Raw genomic sequence first — 22,990 nt, forward strand, 5'->3', positions numbered from 1 at the left:
TCGACGGTAGCCGGTCCCACCGACAGGCCTCCAGGAGTTTTCGCCCCGCCGGGCTCACCGCAGTTGGGCCGCCAGCCAGTCGGCGGTCCGCTGCCGGTGCCACGGCGCGACGTTGGCGCACCCGTGGTTGCCTTCCTCCAACATGAGCAGCTCCACGGGGCCGGATACCGCGTCGCGCAGCTTCACCGCCTGCTGCCAGGGAATGAGGCGGTCCTTGCGGCCGAACACGATGAGCAGCGGTGCCACCACGTCGGCGGCGACCTCGTCCATGCCCAGAGTCAGGGCGACGTCACGGGCCTCGGCGTCGGTGGTCGTGCCCGCACGCACCCGGAAGGTGTCGCGGGTCAGCTGCGGCAGCCCCGCCCAGACCGAGCCGAAGTTGAACGGGCCACCCAGTGCCACACAGGCCGACACCCGGTTACCGAGCGCCGCGGCGACCCGGGGCGCGTAGTACCCGCCCAGGCTGACACCCCACACCCCCAACCGGGACTCGTCGAGCTCCGGCGCGTCCGACACCGTGCGCCAGATCAACTCCGCGACCGCCGACCAGTCGCCGCGAATGGGGAAGTCGTACTCCGACTCCCCCTGCCCGGGGCCGTCGAGTGCCAGCGTGGCCATGCCGCGGTCCAGGAAGCCCTGCTCGGTGGAGCGCAGTTCTTCCTTGGCCGAGTCCAGCCCAGGCAGCATCACCACCACCGGGTGTGGGCCCGGCCCGTCCGGAACCCGCAGGATGCCGACCAGCCGGCTGTGCTCGAAGGGCAGCTCGAGCCGGCGCCCCGGTGGATTGAGGTACGGCAACGCGGCGTCCAGGCAGTCGACCGCCCGCTGATGTGCGGCCTTCATCTCGTCGACGTCGACGACGAACACGAACTTCGCGAAGTGGTGGTAAACCGCGGCCTGGGCCAGGTGCTCACCCGCCGAGGTCAGTCGGCCCTCCGCGAGGGCGGTGCGTCCGAGCTCCTCGTGCTCGGTGCCCGCGGCCACCCAGGACGCACACCACTGCGGCCAGGTCTGCACCCGCGCGGTCACCCGCTCGAAATCGGCGACGGTGACGCCGTTGACGGTGAACCGCGGACCCCAGTGCGCGATCGCCGAGGCGACCAGTTGATCCTGGGTCATCTTTGTTCATCTCCTCTATTACATTGCACAACAACATGATTGACCGCATGTAGCGGAATGCACTACGTTCCGATGATGACCGCAGCGCACCCACTCGACGTCCTGTCCGGCACCGGCCGGCCCACCTTTTCCGCCGCCGAGATGAGCCGTCGCACCGCAGTTCTGGATGCCGCCCTGGCGGCGGCGGGTGTGCGCCACTGCGTGCTGTACGGCGCCAACCGCTCCGGCAGTGCGGTGCAGTGGTTGACGGGCTGGCCGGTCACCCGGGAAGCGGTGGTGGTGCACACCATCGGCGAACCCGACACGCTGCTGGTGCATTTCTTCAATCACGTACCCCAGGCCCGCGCTCTGGCGCCGGCCGCCGACGTGCGCTGGGCCGGGTCCACCACCGCGTCGCTGCTCGACGAGCTGCGCCGCCGCGGCGCCTCCGACAGCGGCGTGGCGGTGGTGGGCGCCGTGCCGTTCGGGATGCACACCGCTTTGCGCGAGAACCTGGGCGCCATCGCCGATCTCAACGGCGCCTACACCAGGATCCGCCTGCACAAGTCGGCCGAGGAGCTGGCGTGGCTGCGCGCGGCGGCGCACCTCACCGATCTGTCCTGCGCCGCGCTGCGGGACGGAACCCGGCCGGGCAGCACCGAATACGAGCTCGGCGCGCTGGTCGAGGGCAGCTATCTCGCCCACGGTGGCACCAACTACATTCACTACTTCGCGCTCACGGCGATGGCCGAGCCCGCGCAGTGTGTGCCGTCGCAATGGCCCAACGGGCGGGTGGTCCACCGCGGTGACGTGCTGGCCTGCGAGCTGAGCACCGCGGTGGGTGTGGACTACCCGGGACAGCTGTTGCGTACCTTCACCGTCGCCGAGCCGCCCACACCCGTGGTCACCGAACTGCACCAGGTGGCCGATGCGGCGTTGAGCCGGATCGAGGCACTGCTGGCACCGGGCGTGCTGCCCGAGCAGATCGTGGCGGCTGCCGAGGTGATCGAGGACGCCGGATTCACCACCGTCGACGACCTGGTGCACGGTCTGGGCGGCGGGTACCTGCCGCCGGTGTTCGGTTCGCGCAGCCGCACGCTGGAAGCGCCGCCGACGCTGCCGCTGGCCGAGGGCATGACGATCGTGGTGCAGCCGAACGTCACCACCACCGATGGCCGGATCGGGGTGCAGACCGGCGAGCTCTTCGAGATCACCGCAACCGGATGCGCTCGGCTGCACCAGTTTCCGCGCGGGTTGGGCCTGATCGACGGCTGACCGCACTATTCGGCGGTGCGGACGATCCACGGCGCCAGCCGGGTCTCGACGCTCTTGAGCGCCGTGTAGAGAACGAAGCCGGTGATCATCAGGATCACCACCGGGACCAGGGACTCGGCCATGTTGAACCGCCGGGAGTTCACCAGGATCAGGAAGCCCAGACCGGTCACCGCCGTCGAGAATTCAGCCACCACCACCGCGATCAGAGAACGTCCGACCGCCAGCCGGATGCCGGTGACGATGAAGGGCAGCGCCCCCGGGATCAGGATGTCGCGCCACGCCTGCAGCTCGGTCGAGCAGAAGGAACGGGCCAGTTCGTCGAGGTCGCGGGGCACGCCCCGGACACCGGCCGCGGTGTTGATGGTCACCGGGAAGAACGCAAACATGGCGACGATCACCACCTTCGCGAAGAATCCAAAGCCCAACGCCACCACCAGGATCGGGATGACGGCCACCAGTGGCGTCGCGAACAGCGCCGAGATGTAGGGATCCAGCATGACGTCCATCGACCGGAACCGGCCCACCAGGATGCCGACCAATAGCCCGAGCGCGGTACCCATGGCCATCCCGACCACGAACACCGATGCGCTCTGCCAGATGGCGGTGGTGAGCTCGCCGTCGCGGGCCATCTCGACACCCGCTTCGAGCACGGCCAGGGGTCCCACGATCAGGGGGCTGTCCGCGAACGCGGCGTAGAGTTCCCACGCGACGGGCACGATCAGCAGACCCAGGAACCAGATCAGCCGTTGGGGGCTCACCCGGGCGGACCGGCGCACTTTCGGCGCTGGGGGCGCGGGGGTGGGTGTGGGCAGTGCGGCGCCTACGGTGTGGGTCATGACGCTCCTTGCCACGGTGAGAGTCGGCGCTGCGCGCCTTTGAGCAGGGTGGCGATCAGGGTTCCGGTGGCCGCGAGCACCAGCACCGGTCCCAGCGCACCGGCGATGTCGAAGCGGTTGGAGTACAGGATGATCAGGTAGCCGAAGCCGCTGGCGCCCGCGTAGAAGTCGGCCAGGACCGCGCCCACCAGTGCATGGATCAGCCCGATCCGCAGGCCGGTCATGATGGCGGGTAGTGCGCCGGGGATCAGGACGTCGCGCCACACCGTCCATTCGGGTGCGCAGAACGATCGTGTGAGCTCCAGCAGGTCGGGGTCGACGGTGCGCACCCCGGACGCAGTGTTGATGATCACCGGCAGGACGGTGAACAGGAAGACGATCAGGATTTTCGAGGTGTTGTTGAAGCCGAGAATCACCAGGATGAACGGGATCAGCGCGACCAGCGGGGTGGTGTAGAAGATGTTGATGGGCGCTTCGGTCAGCCAGTAGAGCCACCGGACCCGGCCGATGAGCAGGCCAACAGGCACACCGAGTCCCACTCCGAGGGCGGCACCGACGGCGATGATGTACGCCGTCGGCTGCGCGTACTGCAGGAACTCGCCGTCCAGGAACGACTGCCACAGCCGCTGGGCGATGACGTGCGGTTCGGCCAGGAACAGATCACCGGTGGTGATCGCGACGACGTACCACAGGGCCAGGACGAAGATGGCAAAACCGATGCGCAGCTGCCAGATTCGGCTTCTGCTCAACGTTCCGTCAGTCACCACTGACTCCGTGCACAGAACCGGCCTTCAGCTCTTCCTGACGTAGCAGCGACCACATCCGGGCCCGCAGTTCGGCGAACACCGGGTCCACCCGGATGGCAGCTGCATTGCGCGGGCGCTCGAAGGGGATGGTGATGTCCTCGACGATCCGGCCTGGATTGGCCTGCATCACCACCACCCGGTCGGACAGCACGATCGCCTCGTCGATGGAGTGGGTGACGAAGATGACCGTCTTGCGGTCCGCTGACCAGATCCGGAGCAGTTCCTCCTGCATGAGCTCGCGGGTCTGTGCGTCGAGCGCTCCGAACGGCTCGTCCATCAACAGGATCTCGGGCCGGATGGCCAGGGCGCGGGCCAGGCCCACACGTTGCTGCATGCCGCCGGAGAGTTGGTAGGGGTACTTCTTCTCGCGCCCCTGCAGACCCACCATGTCGACATACTGCTGCGCTGCTTCCCGTGCCTTCGACTTGCTGTGGCCGCGCAGCCGCAGGCCGTAGCCGACATTGTCCTGGACCGTGCGCCACGGCAGCAGCCGAAAGTTCTGGAACACCAACGTCATGTCAGGGCGTGGCTTGGAGTTCTGCTCACCGCTGATGAAGACAGCGCCACCGGTGGCCTGCTCGATGCCGGCCACGATGCGCAGCAGCGTGGTCTTGCCGCAGCCGCTGGGCCCCAGGATGGAGACGAATTCGTATTCGTCGACGTGCAGGTTGATGTTGTCGAAGACACTCAGCGGCCCGAAGTGCTTCGAGAGGTCCTTGATGTCGACATTCGCCACAACGGCGCCTTTCGATGTTCGGTGATGGTGCGGCGCCGGTGACGGCCGTGATCTGTTGGCCGCCACCGGCGCCGTGAGGCGAAGGTCAGGACTTCTCTTCGTAGAGCGCCAGCGCGTCGTCGTAGATCGTGGTGTCGACCAGCTGCTCGTAGGTCGGCTTGATGTCCTCGGTGATGTTGCCCAGTTCCACCTGCTGGTCGGCGGTGAAGTCCACCATCTCCTGGGGATAGCCGTTGTCGTCGGGGAACAGCTCGTCTTCGATGAAGGTGTCGTAGGTCTGCGAGAGGATCTCACGGTCCAGACCGGTGACCTCCTCAGCGGTGTCGAGGACGGCCTCCTTGTTCGCGGTGTCGGTCATGAACCGGTTGGCGGCGATGTTCGCGGCGGTGAACGCCACGATGGCGTCGCGGCGTTCCTGCAAAATCGACTCCGGTGCGGCGAAGCCGGCGTAATGCCAGTCGGGCACCACGTCCCACAGATTCACCACGGATTTCAGACCGGCATCCGGGAACTGCTCCATGACGCCCTGGGCCTCGTCGATGTGCAGCACGCCGGAGGCCGACTGGCCCTGCGCCATGGCTTGGCCTTCGGCGCCGGGGAAGTTGCCGTACGTGACGTCTTCCTGCGTCAACCCACACGAGGTGTAGTACATCTTGGTCAGCACCTCGGCGAAGCCGCCCACCTCGTCCACACCGACGACCTTGCCTCGCAGGTCCTCACACCCGTTGACGTCCGCTGTGGTGACCATCTGTACGTCGAGTTTGTCGGAATAGGTGTAGAAGGCCTTCGCCGAGCCGCCTTGCGCGACGGCATTGATCAGCGTGGGGGTGGGTACCGCCGCGATGTCGGCGGAGCCGGCCTCCGCGCCGCGCAGTGCGGTCACGCCGGTGTCGAGGCTCACGAGTTCGACATCAACCCCGAATTTGTCGTAGAAGCCCTGGTCCTGGGCGACCCAGGGCATGACGTGCACGAAGTTGGGGGGGATGACGGGCATGGAGACGATCAGTTTCTCCCGCTCACCACCGCCGCCGCCCTCGCTGGACGGGCCGGCGGCGTCGCCGCCTCCACCCCCGCCACATGCCGCGGTGAACAGCAGCGCGCCGCATGCGGCCGCCACCGTCACTGCCCGGCGCACACCCACCTTCCGATCCGTCCATGCTGAAGTCACGAGAAATCCTCCGCCCGTGCACAATTGCGCGCCGCGCCCCGCTGCGCAGGTCGTCACAATCGATTGCAAACCTAGCTAAGCAATCAGGCTGTATCCGTGTCAACGATTTCTGCGAATTTCCTGTGATGAGAATCACGAGTCCCTATTGTCGCAGCTAGAAGCGGTGGGTTTCCGCCGATCAGAGCCTCGACGAGGAGTCTCCATGTCAGATCGACCTGTGCAATCGACTGCAACCAGGCATCGGCGATCTGCTGTCGGCCCGCCGGGGCGGCACGCGTGCTGCGGCGCGGATCTAGGCTGACATCCGTGTCGACCCCGACCTTGCGTGACGTGGCTGTGGCGGCGGGAGTGCATGCCGCCACGGCATCCCGGGCGCTGAACCCGGCAACGCGCGGCCTGGTCAACACCGAGACGGCGCGCCGGGTGATCCGGGCCGCCGAATCGCTGGGTTACCGACCCAATCCCATCGCGCGCGGACTCAAGACCGCCAAGTCGGGCACCATCGGGGTGCTGATCCCCGACCTCACCAACCCCCTGTTCCCGCCCATCCTGAGGGGCATCGAACGGACGCTGGAGGCGGCCGGCTACAGCGCGCTCGTGGTCAACACCGACAACGATCAGATCCGCGAACAGGGCCTGGTGGATTCGTTGCTGTCCCGGCAGGTGGAAGGCTTGATCGTCGCCACCGCGCGGATCGACCATCCGCTGCTGGTCCAGTTACACCAGCAGGGCGTCGTGATGGTGATGGTCAACCGCCGCCCCGATGGGGTGGACGCCCCTGCGGTTGCACCCGACGACCCGGCCGGGGTGTATCTGGCCGTCCAGCACCTGACCGCGCTGGGCCATCGCCGAATCGCACACCTGGGCGGGCCCGAGACCACCTCGACGGGTGTGGCACGTGCCCGCGCCTTCCGGGCCGCCATCCGTGACCACGGCGCCGACGAGGACCCGGCGCTGACAGCCACCTGTGCCAGCTGGAGCGAGGAGGCCGGTGCCGACGCCCTGCGCGGGCTCCTGGATGCGGGCACCGACTTCACCGCGATCGTCGCGGGCAACGACCTGATCGCCCTGGGCTGCTACGACGTATTCGCCGAGCGTGACATCGCCTGTCCCGAACGGATGAGCGTGGTCGGGTTCAATGACATGCCGTTCCTGGACAAGCTGCGTCCCCCGCTGACCACCGTCGGGATACCGAACCAGGACATCGGGGCCGAGGCGGCCCGCATGCTGCTCGAACTCCTGGCCCAACCGCACCGGCCCCCACTCTCGGTGCAGTTCCCGCTGAAGCTGGTGGTGCGGGGATCAACGGCACCCCCGCCGGCCTGATTCGGGTCACGCCGCGTTGTCTGCACCCGGAGCGTCGGCGTAGCGCCCGGGTGACATCCACGAGGCGATGGCACCCAGCACCATCATCACCGCGGCGGCGGCGAACACCACCACCAGTCCACTGTGGAAGGGCTCGGTGATCAGTTCGGGGAAGAAGGTCTTGCCCGTCAGCACATCGGCGTTGACGCCGGGCTGCTGCAGCGCGTGGGAGGGCTCGAGCAGTTCGGCGATCGGGTTGTACCCCAGGAATGCTGCGAACAGACTGCCCACCGGGGGCAGGTTGCCGACGTCCTGTGCGACACCGGCCGAGACGCCCTGGGCCTGCAGCCCGGTGGTCAGCGCCGACGGCAGGGTGTTCGCCAGGCCCGCGATCATCAGCGAGAAGAAGATGCCGATGGACAGCGAGGAGCCGGCGTTGAAGAACGTGGCGCGCACTCCGGAAGCCGAACCACGTTGCGCTGCAGGAACACTCGACATGATCGCCGCAGTATTGGGGGCGGTGAAGATACCGCCGCCCAGGCCGTTGAGGAACACGATCAGCGCGAACACCCAATAATCGAAGTTCACCGGGATCAGCAGCAGGGCCACGAACGTCACCGCCATCAACAGCATGCCGCCGACGGTGAAGGGACGCGCACCGAAGCGGTCGGACAGCGAGCCCGCGATGGGCCCGGCCACCAGGAAGCCCACCGTGATCGGCAGCAGATAGATACCGGCCCACAGTGGCGTGGATTCGAAGCTGTAGCCGTGCAACGGAAGCCAGATGCCCTGCAGCCAGATGATCAGCATGAACTGCAGGCCGCCGCGACCGACCGACGACAGCAGTCCGGCCAGATTGCCCATCCCGAACGACGCCGAGCGGAACAGCCGCAGGTCGACCATCGGTGCGGCCACCTTGAGCTCGACGACGCAGAACACCGCCAGCAGCACCAGACCCGCCGCGATGGCGCCGAGCACCATCGGGTTGGCCCACCCGGTGCTCGCATCACCGTAGGGCTGGATGCCGTAGGTGATGCCGATCAGGAGCACCGTCAGGCCGATGCCGAAGGTCAGGGTGCCGGCCCAGTCCAACTTGCCCGGGGTGCGCGAGCCCAGTTCTTTGAGCGATCGCAGGCTCCAGACGGTGCCGGCCAGACCGATCGGCACACCGACCCAGAAGATGGCCTGCCAGTGCCATTCGGACAGGAAACCGCCGATGAGCAGGCCGAGGAACGAGCCGGCCACCGCCGAGACCATGTTCACACCGAGCGCCATCCCGCGCTGGTTGGCCGGGAACGCGTCGGTGAGGATGGCCGACGACGAGGACATCAGCATGGCGCCGCCCACACCCTGGACCACCCGCCAGGCGATCAGCCAGACCGCGCCGCCGCCCATCTGGAAAGGATCGAAGGACAGGGCCACGGCGGCGACGGTGAACACCACGAAGCCGAGGTTGTAGATGCGGACCCGGCCCAGCATGTCCCCCAGACGCCCGAACGGCACCACCAAAACGGCGGTCACCACCAGGTAGCCCATCAGCATCCACAGCAGGTAGCTGACATTTCCCGGGGCCAGCGGATTGAGTCCGATGCCGCGGAAGATGGCGGGCAGCGAGATCAACACGATGGACGCGTTGATGGTGGCCAGCAGGGTACCCAACGTGGTGTTGGACAGCACGATCCACTTGTAGTGGGGATGGTCGTGATCCATCCGGACCCGGCGGCGCGCGGTGTCATCGAGACGGGCGTCAGTGGTGAGTTCGGCAGTCATCGTCTTTTCGTTTCGTGTCTCGGATCGGCCTGACAGCTCACCACGGCGTGCGCTGCAACTTACATATATTAGCTATGCAAACCAGTGGGAGGCAATTCCTGTTCCCCGGCGCTGCGCTAAGTTGGGCCGGTAACCGGAAAACCACCACGCGGGAGCGCACGCCGAGTGCGCTGAGAGGACGGCTGGGGCCGTCGACCGTACGAACCTGACCGGGTAATACCGGCGTAGGGAGTGCTGTGAACTACTTGCCGTTGCCCCCGAGCGGGCAGACACCTCACCGCGTCATGACCATCGCCGGCTCCGATTCCGGCGGCGGCGCCGGAATCCAGGCCGACCTGCGCACCTTCGCCCTGCTCGGGGTGCACGGATGTGTGGCGATGAGTGCCGTGACAGTGCAGAACTCGGTGGGCGTCAAAGCTTTTCACGAGATCCCGCTGGAGATCGTGGCCGGCCAGATCAGCGCCGTGGCCTCTGACATCGGTATCCAGGCCGCCAAGACCGGGATGCTGGCGTCCTCGGAGATCATCGGCTGCGTGGCTCAGACCTGGCAGGCCGAGTGCGCCGGCACTCCCCTGGTGGTGGACCCGGTGTGCGCATCGATGCACGGCGATCCGCTGCTGCACCCGTCCGCGCTGTCGGCGCTGCGCGACCAGTTGTTCCCGCTGGCCACCCTGGTGACACCGAACCTCGACGAGGTGCGCCTGCTGGTGGACATCGACGTCGTCGACGACAGGTCCCAGCGGGAGGCGGCGCGCGCCCTGCACGCGCTGGGGCCGCAGTGGGCCCTGGTCAAGGGCGGGCACCTGAAATCCTCGGACGCCAGCCCCGATCTGCTCTTCGACGGCACCGAGTTTCAGGAGTTCCACGCCCCGCGGGTGGCCACCGGGCATGACCACGGCGCCGGTGACACCTTGGCCGCTGCCACCACCTGCGCTCTGGCGCACGGCTTTTCGGTTCCCGACGCCGTGGCGTTCGCCAAGACCTGGGTGACCGAGTGCATTCGGGCCGCCTACCCGCTGGGCCACGGCCACGGCCCGGTCAACGCGATGTTCAGGCTGCAAGCGTGAACCTCGAGGCCATCGCAGGGGTGGCCCATGAACCGGACGGCGCGCCGACTGGCGTGGTGCTGTTGACCCACGGCGCCGGCGGCAGCCGGGAGGCCCCGCTGCTGGGCCGGATCTGCGACGAGTGGGCCCGGCGCGGCTGGCTGGCCATCCGCTACAACCTGCCCTACCGGCGTCGGCGACCCAAGGGCCCGCCCTCCGGGTCTGCCGCTGCCGATCAGGCCGGCATCATCGAGGCCATCGAGCTGGCGCACACCCTGTCCGACGGGCCGGTGCTGGTTGGTGGGCACTCGTACGGCGGCCGGATGACGTCGATGGTCGCCGCGCAGGGCGCCGACCTGGCCGGGTTGACGCTGTTCTCCTATCCCCTGCACCCGCCGGGCAAGCCGGAGCGCGCCCGCACCGAACACCTGCCGCAGATCACCGTGCCGACGGTGTTCACCCACGGCACTGCCGACCCGTTCGGCTCGATCGAGGAGTTGACGCAGGCCGCCGCGCTGCTGGGTGGGACATCCGAGATCGTCGAGATCACCGGCGCCCGCCACGACCTGGCGTCGAAGACGCTCGTTGTGCCCGCGCTGGCGGTCGACGCTGCGCTACGGGTCTGTGGGCTTGGCTAGGTCCTCACCGACAGTCAGCTCCAGCAAGGTGTCGACCAGGGCGTCGGCGTCGGCGTAGGCGGTTCCGGTGCTGAGCAGCCCGCTGGCCTCCAGGCCCGCCGCACCATGGGTGCCGGTGAGGAACAGCGCCTCGTAACGCAGCGCCTCCATGTCGCCGAACACCGCGGCAACCACCGCGTGGAACTCGTCGCAGAACCGCTGGGCGGCGCGGCCCACCTCAGACAGGTCATCGGCGGGCGCGGCGAACATCAGCCGATACATGTGCGGATGCTCCCGGCTGGTGGTGATCATGCAGCTCAGTGCGGCCCGCAAGGTCTGGATGGGGGTGGTCGCTGGATCCGCGCGCAGCGCATGGACGGCATCAGCCAGACGTTGCCATCCCTCGGTGGCGACTGCGGTGAGCAACGCTTCCTTGTCGGGGAAGTGTCCGTAGGGAGCGCCACGGGTGACCCCCGCGCGGGCCCCGACCTCGCGCAAGGTCACGGCCGCGGGTCCACCGCTGTCCAACAGGGCCGCAGCATGATCCAGCAGGGCTCGGCGAGTGGCGGCGGCCGAATCAGCACGACTCATGGTCCACGCATTCTAGATGACGTTGTCACGTGAAGTCTGCTAACGTCATTTCACATGACAGCGTCATACGAAACCGTCCACGCCCACGCTGCGGTCGCACCCGGCGCAGAACTCACCCCGCACGAGTACCGGCCTGGTGGGCTCGCTCCGCTGGAGGTGGAGATCACCGTGACGCACTGCGGCGTCTGCGCCACCGACCTGCGGGTGATCGACGCGGACCGCACTGTCGGCACACCCGTCGTGCCCGGGCACGAGGTGGCCGGAACGGTGTCGGCCGTTGGCGACCTGGTGGACCCCGACCGGGTGTGGGTGGGACAGCGGGTGGTCGCCGGAGGCGTCTCGGGCACCTGCATGGCCTGCGAGTTCTGCCTGTCGGGCCGCACCCACCTCTGCCCGCGACGCGAGAGCATGGCCCACCGCGGCGACCGCGGCGGTTTCGCCTCCTCGGTGCGGGTCAGCGACTGGCGGTTCGTGTATCCGCTGCCCGACGCCATCGACCTCGCGCACGCCGGTCCGTTCCTGTGTGCGGGCGCCACGGTGTTCGCCCCCTTCCTGCGCCATGGCATCACCGCCTCCCATCACGTGGCGGTAGCGGGTGTCGGCGGCCTGGGCCACCTGGCCATCCAGTTCGCCCGCGCCTGGGGGTGTGAGGTCACCGCCATCTCGTCATCGGCGGACAAAGCCGAGCAAGCCCGCCGGCTGGGTGCCCACCACTTCGTGGAGAGCCGTGAGATTGCCACCACGACAAACAGATTCGATGCCATTCTCAGCACCGCCTCCGGGGATCTGCCGTGGGACGACTACATCGCGGCACTACGCCCCCAGGGCGTGCTCGTCCTGGTCGGTGCGCCGGAGCAGGCCATGTGCATAGACGGCAATGCACTGCTACACCAGGAGAAGCGGATTTCCGGCGGCGTGGCCGCAGCTCGTCAGGAAGTGATCGCGATGCTCGATTTCGCCGCCAGGACCGGCGTACGGCCCGTCATCGAGACCTTCCCGGCCTCCGACATCAACGGCGCCATCGCCCGGGTGCGCTCCAACGCAGTGCGCTTTCGGGCCGTGGTGGCCATGTGACGTCCGGATCGGGGACCAAAGGCCCCAACTTACCGACGGGTAAGTTGGGGTAACCTCGTCGCATGACAACGGAGCACACCGACGTCGTCATCGTCGGGGCCGGCTTCGCCGGCATCGGTGCGGCGATCCAGCTCAAGCGACTCGGGTTCGACGATTTGGTCCTGCTCGACCGCGAGGACGACCTGGGCGGCACGTGGTACGTCAACCACTACCCCGGCCTGGCCGTCGACGTCCCCACCACCACGTATTCGTACTTCTTCGAGCCCAACCCCAACTGGTCGCGGCTGTTCTCCACCGGCACCGAGATCAAGAAGTACGCCGACGACGTGGCGACCAAGTACGACGTACGCCGCCATATCCGCTACAACGCCGATGTCCAGAGCGCCCGCTGGGACGAAGAGACGGCGCGCTGGCAGGTCAGCCTGGCCGACGGGCAGACCCTGAGCTGCCGCTACCTGATCACCGCCACCGGGTTCCTGTCCCAGCCGAAGCTGCCGGACATCCCCGGCATCACCGACTTTGCCGGCAAGCTGGTGCACACCACCGACTGGGACGACGCCTACGACCCCACCGGTGACCGGATCGCGGTGATCGGCACCGGGGCGACTGCGGTGCAGTTGATCCCCGAGCTGGCCAAGACCGCCGCCGAGCTGACGGTGTACCAACGCACCCCCATCTGGGTGGCACCCAAACTGGACTTCGCCATCTCCGAACGCGCCAAGCGACTGTTCGCCCGAATGCCATGGACGCAGAGGCTGATTCGAGCCATCACCGACACCATCTACGAGACCATGATCAATGTCGGCGTGGTGAACTACCGCGTGCCGTTGTTCCGCCGGCTCAACATCTCGGCGATGGACCTGTGCAAGATCAACCAGTTCATCCAGGTCCGGGACAAGGACCTGCGGCGGAAGTTGACGCCCGACTACGACATCGGCTGCAAACGGCCGACGTTCTCGAACAGCTACTTCCGCACGTTCACCAAGCCGAACGTACAGCTGCAGACCGAGGGCATCGATCACATCACCAGCGACGGGATCGTCAACAACGACGGCACCACCACGACGATCGACACCCTGGTCCTGGCCACCGGGTTCGACCTCTGGGAAGCCAACTTCCCGGCCATCGAGGTGATCGGACGCGACGGCCGCAACCTCGGCAAGTGGTGGCGCGACACCAGATTCCAGGCTTACCAGGGTGTCTCGATGCCGTACTTCCCGAACTACCTGAGTCTGGCGAGCCCGTATGCCTTCCTGGGGCTGAACTTCTTCAACACCATGGAGTACCAGATGCGGTTGATGGACCGCCTGTTCACCGAGGTGAAGCGGCGCGGCGCCACCACCTTCGAGGTGACCGAAGCGGCCAACACCGCCTACCTGGACAAGATGACCGAAATGCTGGGCGACTCGCTGTGGACGCTGGGCAACTGCGCGAGCTCGCGCTCGTACTATTTCAATCCGCACGGCGAACCGAGCCTGCTGCGCTCGATGTCGACCAAAGACGCCATCACAGAGGCCAGCGAGTTCCCGCTGAGCGACTACCAGATCGCCTGAGCAGAAAGCCGATACGGATGACACAGAAGTCCCGCTTCCCCAGTTTCGCCGGTCTCGCCGTCGCCGCCACCGGGGTGTCGCATTTCGTCAAACCGGAGCTGTTCGAGTCCATCACCGCGCCGGCATTCCCGGACAACACGCGTCGCGCGATCTACATCAACGGCGGAATCGAGACCGCGATCGGTCTCGGACTGCTCAGCACCAAGACCCGCAAGGCTGCCCTGTTCGGCGGGCTGGGATACGTGGCCTACCTCGGCATCAACGGGGCGCGCAACCGCTAGGTGGTTGACGCCGCCGCGTCAGCGGCTCACGGGATCGGCACCAGTATCCGACAACCGGGCGACATCCTCGCGGGTGGGCGCGGCCTCCCAGTCGCCCAGGCTGGTGCAGGCCAGAGCACCACACGCGGAAGCGACCTCCAAACAGGCTTGTGGGGGCGCGCCCCGAGCTGTCTCGGCCAGCCAGCCCGCCACAAACGCATCTCCGGCACCCACCGTGTCGGCCACGGTGATCCGGTGCGCATCCCGCGTGTGGACCGTGCTGCCGCGCGCCGCGACCGCGCCCCGGGCCCCCCGCTTGATGACCACCTGTCCCACGCCGAGGGCGAGCAGTCCGTCGACCTGCCCACGCACATCGCTTGCGCCGGTCACCAGTTCGGCCTCGTCCTCGCCGGCGAAGACGATGTCGGCCCGCCGGGCCAGGGCACGGTACGCGCTGACCGCGGATTCCCGGTCCGTCCACAGACTCGCGCGGTGATTGACGTCGAAACTCACGACGCGGTTCGCGGCCTTGGCATGGTCGATGGCAGCGTGCAGGGCCAGACGCGGCCGCTCCCCCAGGGCCGCGGTGATACCGGTGACGTGCAGGATCCGACCCCGCTCGATGACGTGGCGCGGTATGTCCGAGGGGCGCAGCCGGCTGCCGGCCTGGAACCGGCGGTAGTAGGTCAGGCGACTGGAGCCGGGGCTGGGACGTTCCTTGAGCATCACCGCGGTGGCCGCCTCCGGGTCGACGATCGCCACTGTCTCGACCGACTCTGCGCGCAGTTCCCGCATGATCAGGTGACCGAGCGAGTCGGCACCGACCCGGCCGATCCATGCGGCGGAGCCACCGAGCCGCGCCACCCCGATCGCGACATTGCTCTCGGCGCCACCGAAACCCAACTGCATCTCGCGCACATGGCTCAGGCTTCCCACCCGCTCTGCGGTGATCAAGCCCATGCTCTCCCCCACCGTGACCACATCGACGGGATCCTGTGATGTCACCGCGCACATACCGATTCGGCAGCCGCCAGAGCGGAGCGGGCTGCGCCGGCCACCGCCCCGCGGTCAGGCGTCGCGGTGATCCAGCTGCCGGAGACGGCGAAGACCGAGGGCAGAGACAGCAGGTTCGCAACGCTGGCCAGCCGGACGCCTCCCGAGGGCATGAACCGCACGCCCGGATACACGGAGGCAAAGGCCCTGAGGCAGGCGGTCACATCCACAGCATCGGCGGGAAAGAGCTTGAGCTGGGTCAGCCCCAGACCCGAAGCCGTCTGGACCTCCGAAGGGGTGAGCACTCCCGGGATCACCGGAACACCGCAGGCTTGCACATACCGCACCACCTCGACGTCGAGGCCGGGTGTCACGATGAAGCGCGCGCCCGCCTCGAGCGCGGCGCGGGCCTGTTCCACGGTCAGTACCGTTCCCGCGCCCACCAGGATGTCCGCGCGGGCCGCCAGCCGCCGGAGTGCCGCCAGGCTGTGCGAAGTGCGTAGCGCCACTTCGACGATCGGCAGCCCGCCGTCGACGAGCCCGTCGCCGATCACGTCGACATCTCCCATGGCCCGTACCGTCAGCAGAGGAATGACGGGATACTCGGACATCCGGGTGTCCGGCTGGGACATGCTCACACCGCCACGGCAAAGTCGGGATTCGTGCCGTAAGCCGCCAACGCGTCCGGGTTCAGCGAGATACCGAGACCGGCGGAGTCCGGGACGCCGAGCATGCCGTCGGCGTCGAGGGTCCAGCCGCCTGCCACCAGTTCGTCGATATAGGCCGCGCCCGTCTTGTACTCCACCAGGTCCGTGCCGGCCAGAGCGGAGGCCAGGTGCAGATCGGCTGCCAGACCCACACCGGTGTTCCAGCCGTGTGGCACCAGACGGACACCGTGATCCTGTGCTGCCCAACCGATCCGGCGTGATTCACTGAGCCCGCCACCCTTCGTGGTGTCCGGCTGAACGATGTCGAAGGCGCCTGCTGCGATGAACGGCGCGAACGTCTGACGGCGGGTGAGCACCTCGCCACCGCTGATCGGAACCTTCGAATAGGCGCGCAGCGCCACGAACCCGTCGAGGTCGTCGGGCGCCAGCGCCTCTTCGAACCACGCCACGTCGTATGCGGCGAGCATATCCGCGGTACGCCTGGCCCACGACAAGCCGCCGGGGAAAAACGCCTCAGAACCACCCGCATCCACCGCAAGCAGACGTTCACCGACCGCCTCGCGCGCCGCGGCCACGGTGCGCTCGTCGGTGGCGCTGTCGACACGTCCGAACTTCCACCACCCGATCTTGAAGGCGGTGAAACCCTGTTCGACCAACGATTCCAGGTTCTCGGCCATGACCGGCGCTTCGTCCATCAACACCGACGCATACGGCCGGACCCGGTCCCGGTAGCGCCCTCCCAGCAGCCGGCCGACCGGCTGATTCGAGGCCTGGCCTGCGAGGTCCCACAACGCGATGTCGATGGCGCTGGTGGCGTGTGTCAACGCACCGCCTCTGCCCATCCAGAAAGCGCTCTGGTGCAGGGTCTCGGTCAAGCGCTCGGCCTCCAGCGCACTCTGCCCGACGAGCTGGGGACTCAGCAGTTCCAGCGCCGCACGAACCAGCCCCTCTGTGGTGAAGGCACTTCCGATCCCGACGTGCCCGGAGTCGGTGTGAACGGCAACCAGGGTGTGCACGACGTCATCGGGACGGAGCTCGTTGGACCAACCGCCCTCCGGCGTGGCACCCCGCAGGCCGCAGGTTTCGATTCGGGTGATCAACATGTTCTGCTCTTCTTTCGTTGTGGTTGTGGACATCAGCGCAGCAGCCGGCCGGCCAGCCGGCCGGTGTGCCGCGCGTCCGCTATGACGGGAACTCCGTTGACCCAGACGTGTCGGGCTGCGTCGGCGTAGTCGCCCGGCGGCATGGCCCAGGTGTCGGTTCGCGACAGCACACCCGGGTCGAACACGACGACATCGGCGACGTGCCCGTCTCGCACGTATCCGCGGTCACGAATACCGAAGTGGTCGGCCACCATTCCGGTCATCTTGTGAATCGCAGCCTCGAACGTCAGTGTTCCCGCCGATACGTGGTGGGCGAGGTAATGCGTGTGCCCGTAGTAGAACAGCGGGTGCCGGGTGCGGGTGCTCAGCGGGCCTCGACGGCACGCGCTGAAGGCGTCCACCCCCAGCAGGAAATGATCGTGCGCAATCGCCTCCGCAAGATGGTCTTCGGTGAACAGCAGACCCAGAAGCTGGACACTGCCCAGATCGGAACCGGCAGCGGCAAGCACATCGAACAGGCAATCCCACTCGTCGCGGCCGTGGCGCTCGGCGATCTCGGGGAAGCTCAATCCTTCCCACTCGGGATGCGTGGCCGAGACCCCGAGCCGAACCCTGTCCCACTGCCCTCGATGGACGAACCGCCAGTAGCGATCGCCGTCCCGGCGCACCTGGTCACGGACTTCCGGGTCCTGCAGCAGCCGGGCAGCCTCGGCTGCCGGACGCTCGGCGAGCCAGCCGGGCAGCAGCCCGGCAGCCAACCCGATCCCCTGCGGGTACGGCGTCATGTCGGCCAGGACGTCGGTATCCCGACTGCGCTCGTCGACCACCCGTTGGGCTGCACGTTCCCACGCGCCGCTGTGCGCGCCGCTGTCGTGACGGACATTCAGATGCGACAGCTGGGCGCGGACCCGACCCTGGTGAACGATGTCGAAGAACTCGTCGACCGCTTGCTCCAGTCCGGCGTCGCGATTACGGATGTGGCTGGAATACATGCCATCTCGTCGACCCGCCACACGCGCCAGTTCGGCAATCTCCGCCATGTCCGCGAATCGTCCCGCACCGTATTCGAGTCCGGTGGACAAGCCGATGGCCCCGGCATCCATCGCTTCCTCGAGGAGGCTGATCCGTTCTTTCCGCTCGCTTCGCCCGTGCCGGACAGCGTTGGATCGCGCTGCTTGCCGTATCGCGGTATGCCCGACGAACCACACCAGGTTCTGGGCGGTACCCCCGGAATGCACCCTGTCGAGGAGTTCCCCGAAACTGCGCCAGTCGACGACACCCTCGAAACCCAGTGCCTGCAGCGCGTTCTGCGCTGCCTCGACATCATCGAGCCCCAATGGCGCGTAGGTGACTCCGCAGTTGCCGACCACTTCGGTGGTGACACCCTGGTAGATGGTGCTCAACGCGCTTCGGTTACCCAGAACTGACCAGTCACTGTGGCTGTGCGGGTCGATGAGCCCCGGGGTGACGATCATCGCGTGGGCATCCACGGTGTGTGCAGCCTCCACGGCGTCATCGACCCCGAGGTAGGCGATGCGGTCACCACGGATTCCGACATCACACCGCCGGGCGGGATCGCCTGTGCCATCGATGACATCGGCACCGACGATCAGCGTGTCCAGGACAGGCATGTCACAACACCTTGCTCAGGAACTCCCGGGTCCTGAGCTCTCTGGGGGCGCCGAAAAGCGTTGCCGGTTCGGCGACCTCGACGATGCTTCCCTTGTCCATGTAGATCACCCGGTCGGCGACCTCACGGGCGAACCCCATCTCGTGGGTCACCACCACCATGGTCATGCCATCGGCGGCGAGTCCCTTCATCACGGCGAGCACCTCCCCCACGATCTCGGGATCGAGCGCTGAGGTGGGCTCGTCGAAGAGCATGATCTTCGGGTCCATCGCAAGAGCCCGGGCAATTGCCACGCGCTGCTTCTGGCCGCCGGACAGGGCGTCGGGGTAGGCCGCTGACTTGTCCGTCAGACCGACTCGATCCAGGAGGGCGCGTGCGCGCTCGACGGACGCTGCTCTGGTGCGTTTGAGCACTCGCTGCTGGGCCAGCGCGACGTTGTCCAACACCGACATATGGGGAAACAGGTTGAAGTGTTGGAAGACCATGCCGACATCACGTCTGACGACCGCCAGGTCTGCGGTCTTCTCCTGCGGGCCCAGGGTGTGCTTGTTGATGACGATACTGCCGTGTGAGGGCCGTTCCAGGCCGTTCATACACCGGAGCAGCGTGCTTTTGCCCGAGCCGGAAGCACCGATGATGCAGACCACTTCGCGTTCTTCGACATCGCAGGACACTCCGTGCAGAACCTCGTTGTCGCCGAAACTGAGGCGCAGGTCTTCGACGTGAATCACTTTCTGGCTCCTGGGTTGAGGGCGGTCAGTGCATCGCCGACTCTGGGCGCGGGCACGCGGGTTCCGAGTCGCCGTTCAAAGCGGCGGGCAACGCTGGACAGGACAAAGCAGATGACGAAGTAGAACGCCCCCACCACTTTGTAGGCGACAATGGGATCGGCGGTCTGCGAGCTCACGATGTTGCCGGCGCGGGTGAGCTCGATCAGGCCGATGACCGCCACGAGCGAACTGTCCTTGATCAGGATCACCAGGAAGCCGACACCGGGTGGCACGATTAGACGGGCGGCCTGGGGCAGGATGATCCAGCGCATCCGTTCGACGTAGGGCATCCCGAGTGCCTCGGCAGCCTCGAACTGCCCTCTGGGCACCGCTTGGATGCTGCCGCGCACGAGTTCACCGATGTAGGCCGCGGCGAAAATGGACAGCGCGATGACGCCCGCCCAGTATTCGGCCAGACTGCTACCGGGCGCCAGTAACGGGACACCGAAGTAGACGAAGAAGATGATGAGCAGCACCGGGATCCCGCGGATGAGCCCGACGTACACACCGCTGACCCACCGCAGCGGGCGGATGGTCCCGGTGGACATCAGGCCTATCAACAGGCCGAAGAATCCACCGAAAACCACGGACAACACACAGATCTGCACGGTGACGAGCGCTCCCTGCAGGATCAGTGAAAGGTGCTGCCAGCCAAAGGTTTGGAACATCACGCCACCTTCCATCTGATGAACTTCGTCTCGACGACCCGGGACGCACCGGCGATGAGAAAGGCGACGCTGAAGTACAGCAAGCCCCCGACGGTGAACGTCTCGATGGTGCGGAACGTGGTCGAGGTGATCCCCAGCATGGCGTGCATGAGATCCGGCAGGGCGACCACAGAGGTCACCGAGGAGGCCAGGAACAGCAGGATCGTCTGATTGGTGATCGCCGGTAGGACGTTGCGCACAGCCGGTGGGAACAGCACCCGCCAGAAGGTGTCCCGCGAGCTCATCCCCAGTGCCGCGCCGGCCTCCCGGAGACCGGCAGGTACCGATTGGAAGCCGGCGCGGTATATCTCGGCCATGTACGCGGCGTTGTTCAGCGTCAGCGCCACCACGCCTGCCGCGATCGGGTCCAGATTGACACCGGCCTGCGGCAGCGCGAAGTACACGAGGTAGAGCTGCAACAACAACGGGGTGTTGCGGATGACCTCGATGTACGTGCGCGAGGCAGCTCGACAGATCCGTACGTCAGATGCGCTGCCCGCGTAGAGCAGAACGCCCAGGGCACCGCCTGCGACGGCGGCGGCAAGGCTCACGCCGAGACTGACTGCCAGCCCCTGCAACAGGGGCCCGAGATAGGGGATGATGTCGCCGTAGTAGAGCTGCATGGTGGGCTGCTGCTACTTGATCAGCGCCGGGACGTCCATGCCGAGCCACCTGTTGTAGGACTCGTTCGCGGCGTCGCTGATGTTGTAGTTCATGATGAAGTTGTTCAGGTAGTTCAGCCACACCTGGTCACCCATCTTGGCCCCGAAAGAGACCAGCGACGGCGACAAGGCGGGCGCCTCCAGCACACGCACGGCGTCGCCCTCGCTGCGGCGGATGTCTGCCACCACGGCCGTGCTCTCCATCAGGGCATCGACCTTGCCGCTGCGCAGCGCCTGGATCGAATCAGCCACCGCCTCATACAGACTCGCGTTGGCCTGCGGGAAACGTGATTCGAGGATCGATGCCGGAACGCTGCCACGGGTGGCCGCCACGGCCCGGCCCTCGAGGTCGTCGTAGGTACGGATGTCACTGGCGGCGGGCACCACCACGAGCTGTCCTTCGGAGGCGTACGGCCGTGTCATCGCGACCACCTGGGCGCGCTCGTCGAGGTTTGTCAGCGCGGCGATGATGACGTCGACCTTGCCGGTTTCCAGCATCGGGATACGGCTGGCATTGGTGGTACTCACGAATTCCACTTCGGCACCCAGCGAATCAGCCAGCGCGTGGGCCTTGTCGATGTCGAACCCCTCGTACTGACCCGAACTGTTCATCACGCCGTACGGCGGTGCGTCCGCGAAGACCCCGACCGTCAGTTTCTTGTTCTCGAGGACCTTGGTCAGTGTGCTGGGTCCGCCTGCAGCCGGCCCCGTCTGACCCGAAGATGTGCAGCCGGATGCCAGCAGCACCACTGCCAGGGCGGCTATCGCCGCGCGTATTCCCTTGCGCATGGGTTCCTCTGATTCGTCGGTGATGGGACGGGTTCGTCCTCGATGGGGCGCTCACACCCGTCCGCCGGCAGACCCGGCGGCGATTAGAGATTATTTACAATCTATTATCTTGGCAAGCCCCGAATGAGATCGAATGTCCGGTGATCAGTCGGGAGCACCTGCGTTGCCTACGATTGACATGGCGCCGGCCCGGCGCGGAGGGAGACGATTGCATGACCCACGCAACAGAGGGCCTTTCCGCGGACGCCCCGTCCCTGATCAACCAGTCCCGACGCCATCAGATCGCCGATTGGCTGCGCGAACAGATCGTCAAGGGAAGCCTCGCTCCGGGAGCGCAACTCAAACAGGACATTCTCGCCGCTCGCCTTCGAACCAGCCCGGGACCAGTGCGAGAGGCACTGCGACAGCTGGAAAGCGAAGGCCTGGTGCAGCACATTCCGAACCGGGGTGCGTTCGTGAACTCGGTCAGCGCCGACGAACTGCTGGGCGTGTTGCTACCCGTACGGTTGTCGATCGAGTCCTTCGCAGTGGCCCACGTCGGCGACGATCCGGAGACCGTCGCCGAGCTGGAACGCCTCGTCGGATTGATGGACTCCGCCGCCGCGGTCAACGACCTCGACCAACTCAACGAGCTGGACGTGGCCTATCACGAAACCATCGTCCGCAGTGCGCATTCCGTGCATGCGATGCAGCTGTGGGCGAGTGTGCAGCCCCGGATCCGCATGCAGATCCACCGGTTGGCCAAACGCCACGCCAGTCCGTTCGCGATACCGCAAGAGCACCGGGTGCTGCTTGATTCGATTCTCCGCGACGGCCCTGATGAGCTGCAACGGGCTTTGGATGACCACATCATGGCCAGCGCGCGGAGCCTGCTCGCCTACGAGCAGTCCGACTGACGCCACCGAGGCGTCAGCGCGGGGCCGCCAGGCCCATGATCACGCGGTCGCACACCGTGTACATCTCGGCCTTGGCAGCGTCCTGGTCGGCAGCAGCCGCTATGTAGAGCGCCGCTTCGTCGAGGGCCCCCAGCAGGACATGCGCACCGGCCCGCAACGGCTGCTCCGGTATCGCTCCCTCGGCCACGGCCTGCGCCAGCATCGCCTCGATGACCCCAAGCCCGTACTTCGCACCCATCGCGCGCCACTGCTGCCACCCCAGCACACCGGGGGCGTCCAGCAGCGCGATCTGCTGTGCGGCCGGTTCGGAGCACAGGTCGAGGAACAACCGGGCTCCCAGCCGCATCGCCTCCACCGAGCCGGTAGGCGCGGCCTCGGCAATGCCTGCGCCCACCGCGGCCACCAGTTCGGCCTCGAGCTCTTCGTAGACCGCCGTGAACAGTTCGGCCTTGTCGGCGAACTGGTGATACAGCGCGCCCCGGGTGACACCCGCGGCCTCCACGATGGCCTGGGTGGACACCTCGGCAAACCCTTTGGTGGCGAACAGGTTCCGGGCGGCAGCCAGTAACGCCGCACGGGTGGCGGCGGTGCGCTCGGCCTGGGTACGGCGGGCAGGGGGGTTGACTTTCATACAGGC

At 66.9% G+C, this 22,990-nt stretch carries 24 protein-coding genes and 1 riboswitch; of the genes, 8 read left to right on the forward strand and 16 right to left on the reverse strand.

Annotated features, from left to right (window positions below; all coding sequences use genetic code 11):
- Positions 1-54: 54 nt before the first annotated feature.
- A complete protein-coding gene (locus G6N58_RS03500; RefSeq protein WP_115279699.1) occupies positions 55-1,119 on the reverse strand; it encodes an alpha/beta hydrolase family protein in 1,065 nt (354 codons plus the stop codon).
- A gap of 75 nt (positions 1,120-1,194) precedes the next feature.
- Here G6N58_RS03500 and G6N58_RS03505 point away from each other — a divergent pair, with 75 nt between their 5' ends.
- Positions 1,195-2,373: a M24 family metallopeptidase gene (locus tag G6N58_RS03505; RefSeq protein WP_163907882.1), complete on the forward strand. Its 1,179-nt coding sequence runs from the start codon at positions 1,195-1,197 to the stop codon at positions 2,371-2,373.
- A 5-nt stretch (positions 2,374-2,378) separates the two neighbouring features.
- Here G6N58_RS03505 and G6N58_RS03510 read toward each other — a convergent pair whose 3' ends face one another.
- From G6N58_RS03510 to G6N58_RS03525, 4 genes are all read right to left on the reverse strand, one after another.
- Complete coding sequence (locus tag G6N58_RS03510; protein WP_115279697.1) at positions 2,379-3,209, reverse strand: ABC transporter permease; 831 nt, start codon at positions 3,207-3,209, stop codon at positions 2,379-2,381.
- A complete protein-coding gene (locus tag G6N58_RS03515; protein WP_163907884.1) occupies positions 3,206-3,973 on the reverse strand; it encodes an ABC transporter permease in 768 nt (255 codons plus the stop codon). Before G6N58_RS03515 ends, G6N58_RS03510 begins: the two co-directional genes overlap by 4 nt.
- Positions 3,966-4,751, reverse strand: coding sequence for an ABC transporter ATP-binding protein (locus tag G6N58_RS03520; protein WP_115281840.1), 786 nt, complete (start codon positions 4,749-4,751; stop codon positions 3,966-3,968). The genes G6N58_RS03515 and G6N58_RS03520 overlap by 8 nt, the downstream gene beginning before the upstream one ends.
- A gap of 85 nt (positions 4,752-4,836) precedes the next feature.
- Positions 4,837-5,919 carry an ABC transporter substrate-binding protein gene (locus tag G6N58_RS03525; protein WP_147289370.1) on the reverse strand — a complete coding sequence of 361 codons (1,083 nt, stop codon included), beginning with the start codon at positions 5,917-5,919 and terminating at the stop codon, positions 4,837-4,839.
- 306 nt (positions 5,920-6,225) lie between these two features.
- Here G6N58_RS03525 and G6N58_RS03530 point away from each other — a divergent pair, with 306 nt between their 5' ends.
- On the forward strand, positions 6,226-7,245 hold the full coding sequence (locus G6N58_RS03530) for a LacI family DNA-binding transcriptional regulator (RefSeq protein ID WP_115279694.1): 1,020 nt from the start codon (positions 6,226-6,228) through the stop codon (positions 7,243-7,245).
- A 6-nt stretch (positions 7,246-7,251) separates the two neighbouring features.
- On the opposite strand, the gene G6N58_RS03535 is transcribed toward G6N58_RS03530, so the two are convergent.
- Complete coding sequence (locus tag G6N58_RS03535; protein ID WP_115279693.1) at positions 7,252-8,994, reverse strand: MFS transporter; 1,743 nt, start codon at positions 8,992-8,994, stop codon at positions 7,252-7,254.
- 138 nt (positions 8,995-9,132) lie between these two features.
- A riboswitch (TPP riboswitch) is annotated at positions 9,133-9,242 on the forward strand.
- Here G6N58_RS03535 and thiD point away from each other — a divergent pair.
- Both thiD and G6N58_RS03545 read left to right on the forward strand, forming a co-directional pair.
- Positions 9,231-10,061 (forward strand): bifunctional hydroxymethylpyrimidine kinase/phosphomethylpyrimidine kinase, encoded by an 831-nt coding sequence (gene thiD / locus G6N58_RS03540; protein WP_115281839.1) that lies wholly within the window; start codon positions 9,231-9,233, stop codon positions 10,059-10,061. It overlaps the preceding riboswitch by 12 nt.
- Entirely contained in the window at positions 10,058-10,678 is a 621-nt protein-coding gene (locus G6N58_RS03545; protein WP_115279692.1) for an alpha/beta hydrolase family protein, read from the forward strand. Before thiD ends, G6N58_RS03545 begins: the two co-directional genes overlap by 4 nt.
- On the opposite strand, the gene G6N58_RS03550 is transcribed toward G6N58_RS03545, so the two are convergent.
- Positions 10,655-11,248: a TetR/AcrR family transcriptional regulator gene (locus G6N58_RS03550; protein WP_115279691.1), complete on the reverse strand. Its 594-nt coding sequence runs from the start codon at positions 11,246-11,248 to the stop codon at positions 10,655-10,657. The genes G6N58_RS03545 and G6N58_RS03550 overlap by 24 nt on opposite strands.
- A gap of 54 nt (positions 11,249-11,302) precedes the next feature.
- Here G6N58_RS03550 and G6N58_RS03555 point away from each other — a divergent pair, with 54 nt between their 5' ends.
- From G6N58_RS03555 to G6N58_RS03565, 3 genes are all read left to right on the forward strand, one after another.
- Positions 11,303-12,322, forward strand: a complete 1,020-nt coding sequence (locus G6N58_RS03555) for an NAD(P)-dependent alcohol dehydrogenase (RefSeq protein WP_115279690.1) — start codon at positions 11,303-11,305, stop codon at positions 12,320-12,322.
- Between the two features lie 62 nt (positions 12,323-12,384).
- Positions 12,385-13,875 (forward strand): flavin-containing monooxygenase, encoded by a 1,491-nt coding sequence (locus tag G6N58_RS03560; protein WP_115279689.1) that lies wholly within the window; start codon positions 12,385-12,387, stop codon positions 13,873-13,875.
- Positions 13,876-13,892: 17 nt separating this feature from the next.
- Positions 13,893-14,156 (forward strand): DoxX-related protein, encoded by a 264-nt coding sequence (locus G6N58_RS03565; RefSeq protein WP_068918609.1) that lies wholly within the window; start codon positions 13,893-13,895, stop codon positions 14,154-14,156.
- A gap of 18 nt (positions 14,157-14,174) precedes the next feature.
- On the opposite strand, the gene G6N58_RS03570 is transcribed toward G6N58_RS03565, so the two are convergent.
- Genes G6N58_RS03570 through G6N58_RS03605 form a run of 8 tightly spaced genes read right to left on the reverse strand, consistent with a single transcriptional unit; the run spans position 14,175 to position 21,457 of the window.
- On the reverse strand, positions 14,175-15,140 hold the full coding sequence (locus G6N58_RS03570; RefSeq protein WP_232067717.1) for a sugar kinase: 966 nt from the start codon (positions 15,138-15,140) through the stop codon (positions 14,175-14,177).
- Entirely contained in the window at positions 15,137-15,760 is a 624-nt protein-coding gene (gene eda, locus G6N58_RS03575; protein ID WP_115279687.1) for a bifunctional 4-hydroxy-2-oxoglutarate aldolase/2-dehydro-3-deoxy-phosphogluconate aldolase, read from the reverse strand. The genes G6N58_RS03570 and eda overlap by 4 nt, the downstream gene beginning before the upstream one ends.
- 2 nt (positions 15,761-15,762) lie before the next feature.
- Entirely contained in the window at positions 15,763-16,899 is a 1,137-nt protein-coding gene (locus tag G6N58_RS03580) for a mandelate racemase/muconate lactonizing enzyme family protein (protein WP_115279686.1), read from the reverse strand.
- A 32-nt stretch (positions 16,900-16,931) separates the two neighbouring features.
- The gene (locus G6N58_RS03585; protein ID WP_115279685.1) at positions 16,932-18,530 is read right to left on the reverse strand and encodes an N-acyl-D-amino-acid deacylase family protein; all 1,599 of its coding nucleotides are present in this window, start codon (positions 18,528-18,530) and stop codon (positions 16,932-16,934) included.
- Position 18,531: 1 nt separating this feature from the next.
- Entirely contained in the window at positions 18,532-19,260 is a 729-nt protein-coding gene (locus G6N58_RS03590) for an amino acid ABC transporter ATP-binding protein (RefSeq protein ID WP_115279684.1), read from the reverse strand.
- The gene (locus G6N58_RS03595) at positions 19,257-19,967 is read right to left on the reverse strand and encodes an amino acid ABC transporter permease (RefSeq protein WP_115281838.1); all 711 of its coding nucleotides are present in this window, start codon (positions 19,965-19,967) and stop codon (positions 19,257-19,259) included. Before G6N58_RS03595 ends, G6N58_RS03590 begins: the two co-directional genes overlap by 4 nt.
- The gene (locus G6N58_RS03600; RefSeq protein ID WP_068918615.1) at positions 19,967-20,629 is read right to left on the reverse strand and encodes an amino acid ABC transporter permease; all 663 of its coding nucleotides are present in this window, start codon (positions 20,627-20,629) and stop codon (positions 19,967-19,969) included. Before G6N58_RS03600 ends, G6N58_RS03595 begins: the two co-directional genes overlap by 1 nt.
- 12 nt (positions 20,630-20,641) lie before the next feature.
- Positions 20,642-21,457 carry a transporter substrate-binding domain-containing protein gene (locus G6N58_RS03605; protein WP_115279683.1) on the reverse strand — a complete coding sequence of 272 codons (816 nt, stop codon included), beginning with the start codon at positions 21,455-21,457 and terminating at the stop codon, positions 20,642-20,644.
- A 212-nt stretch (positions 21,458-21,669) separates the two neighbouring features.
- On the opposite strand from G6N58_RS03605, the gene G6N58_RS03610 reads away from it, so the two are divergent.
- Entirely contained in the window at positions 21,670-22,353 is a 684-nt protein-coding gene (locus tag G6N58_RS03610) for a GntR family transcriptional regulator (protein WP_115279682.1), read from the forward strand.
- A gap of 13 nt (positions 22,354-22,366) precedes the next feature.
- Here G6N58_RS03610 and G6N58_RS03615 read toward each other — a convergent pair whose 3' ends face one another.
- Positions 22,367-22,984 carry a TetR/AcrR family transcriptional regulator gene (locus tag G6N58_RS03615; protein ID WP_115279681.1) on the reverse strand — a complete coding sequence of 206 codons (618 nt, stop codon included), beginning with the start codon at positions 22,982-22,984 and terminating at the stop codon, positions 22,367-22,369.
- Positions 22,985-22,990: the final 6 nt, after the last annotated feature.

The sequence above is a fragment of the Mycolicibacterium tokaiense genome (assembly GCF_010725885.1).
GTDB lineage: Bacteria > Actinomycetota > Actinomycetes > Mycobacteriales > Mycobacteriaceae > Mycobacterium > Mycobacterium tokaiense.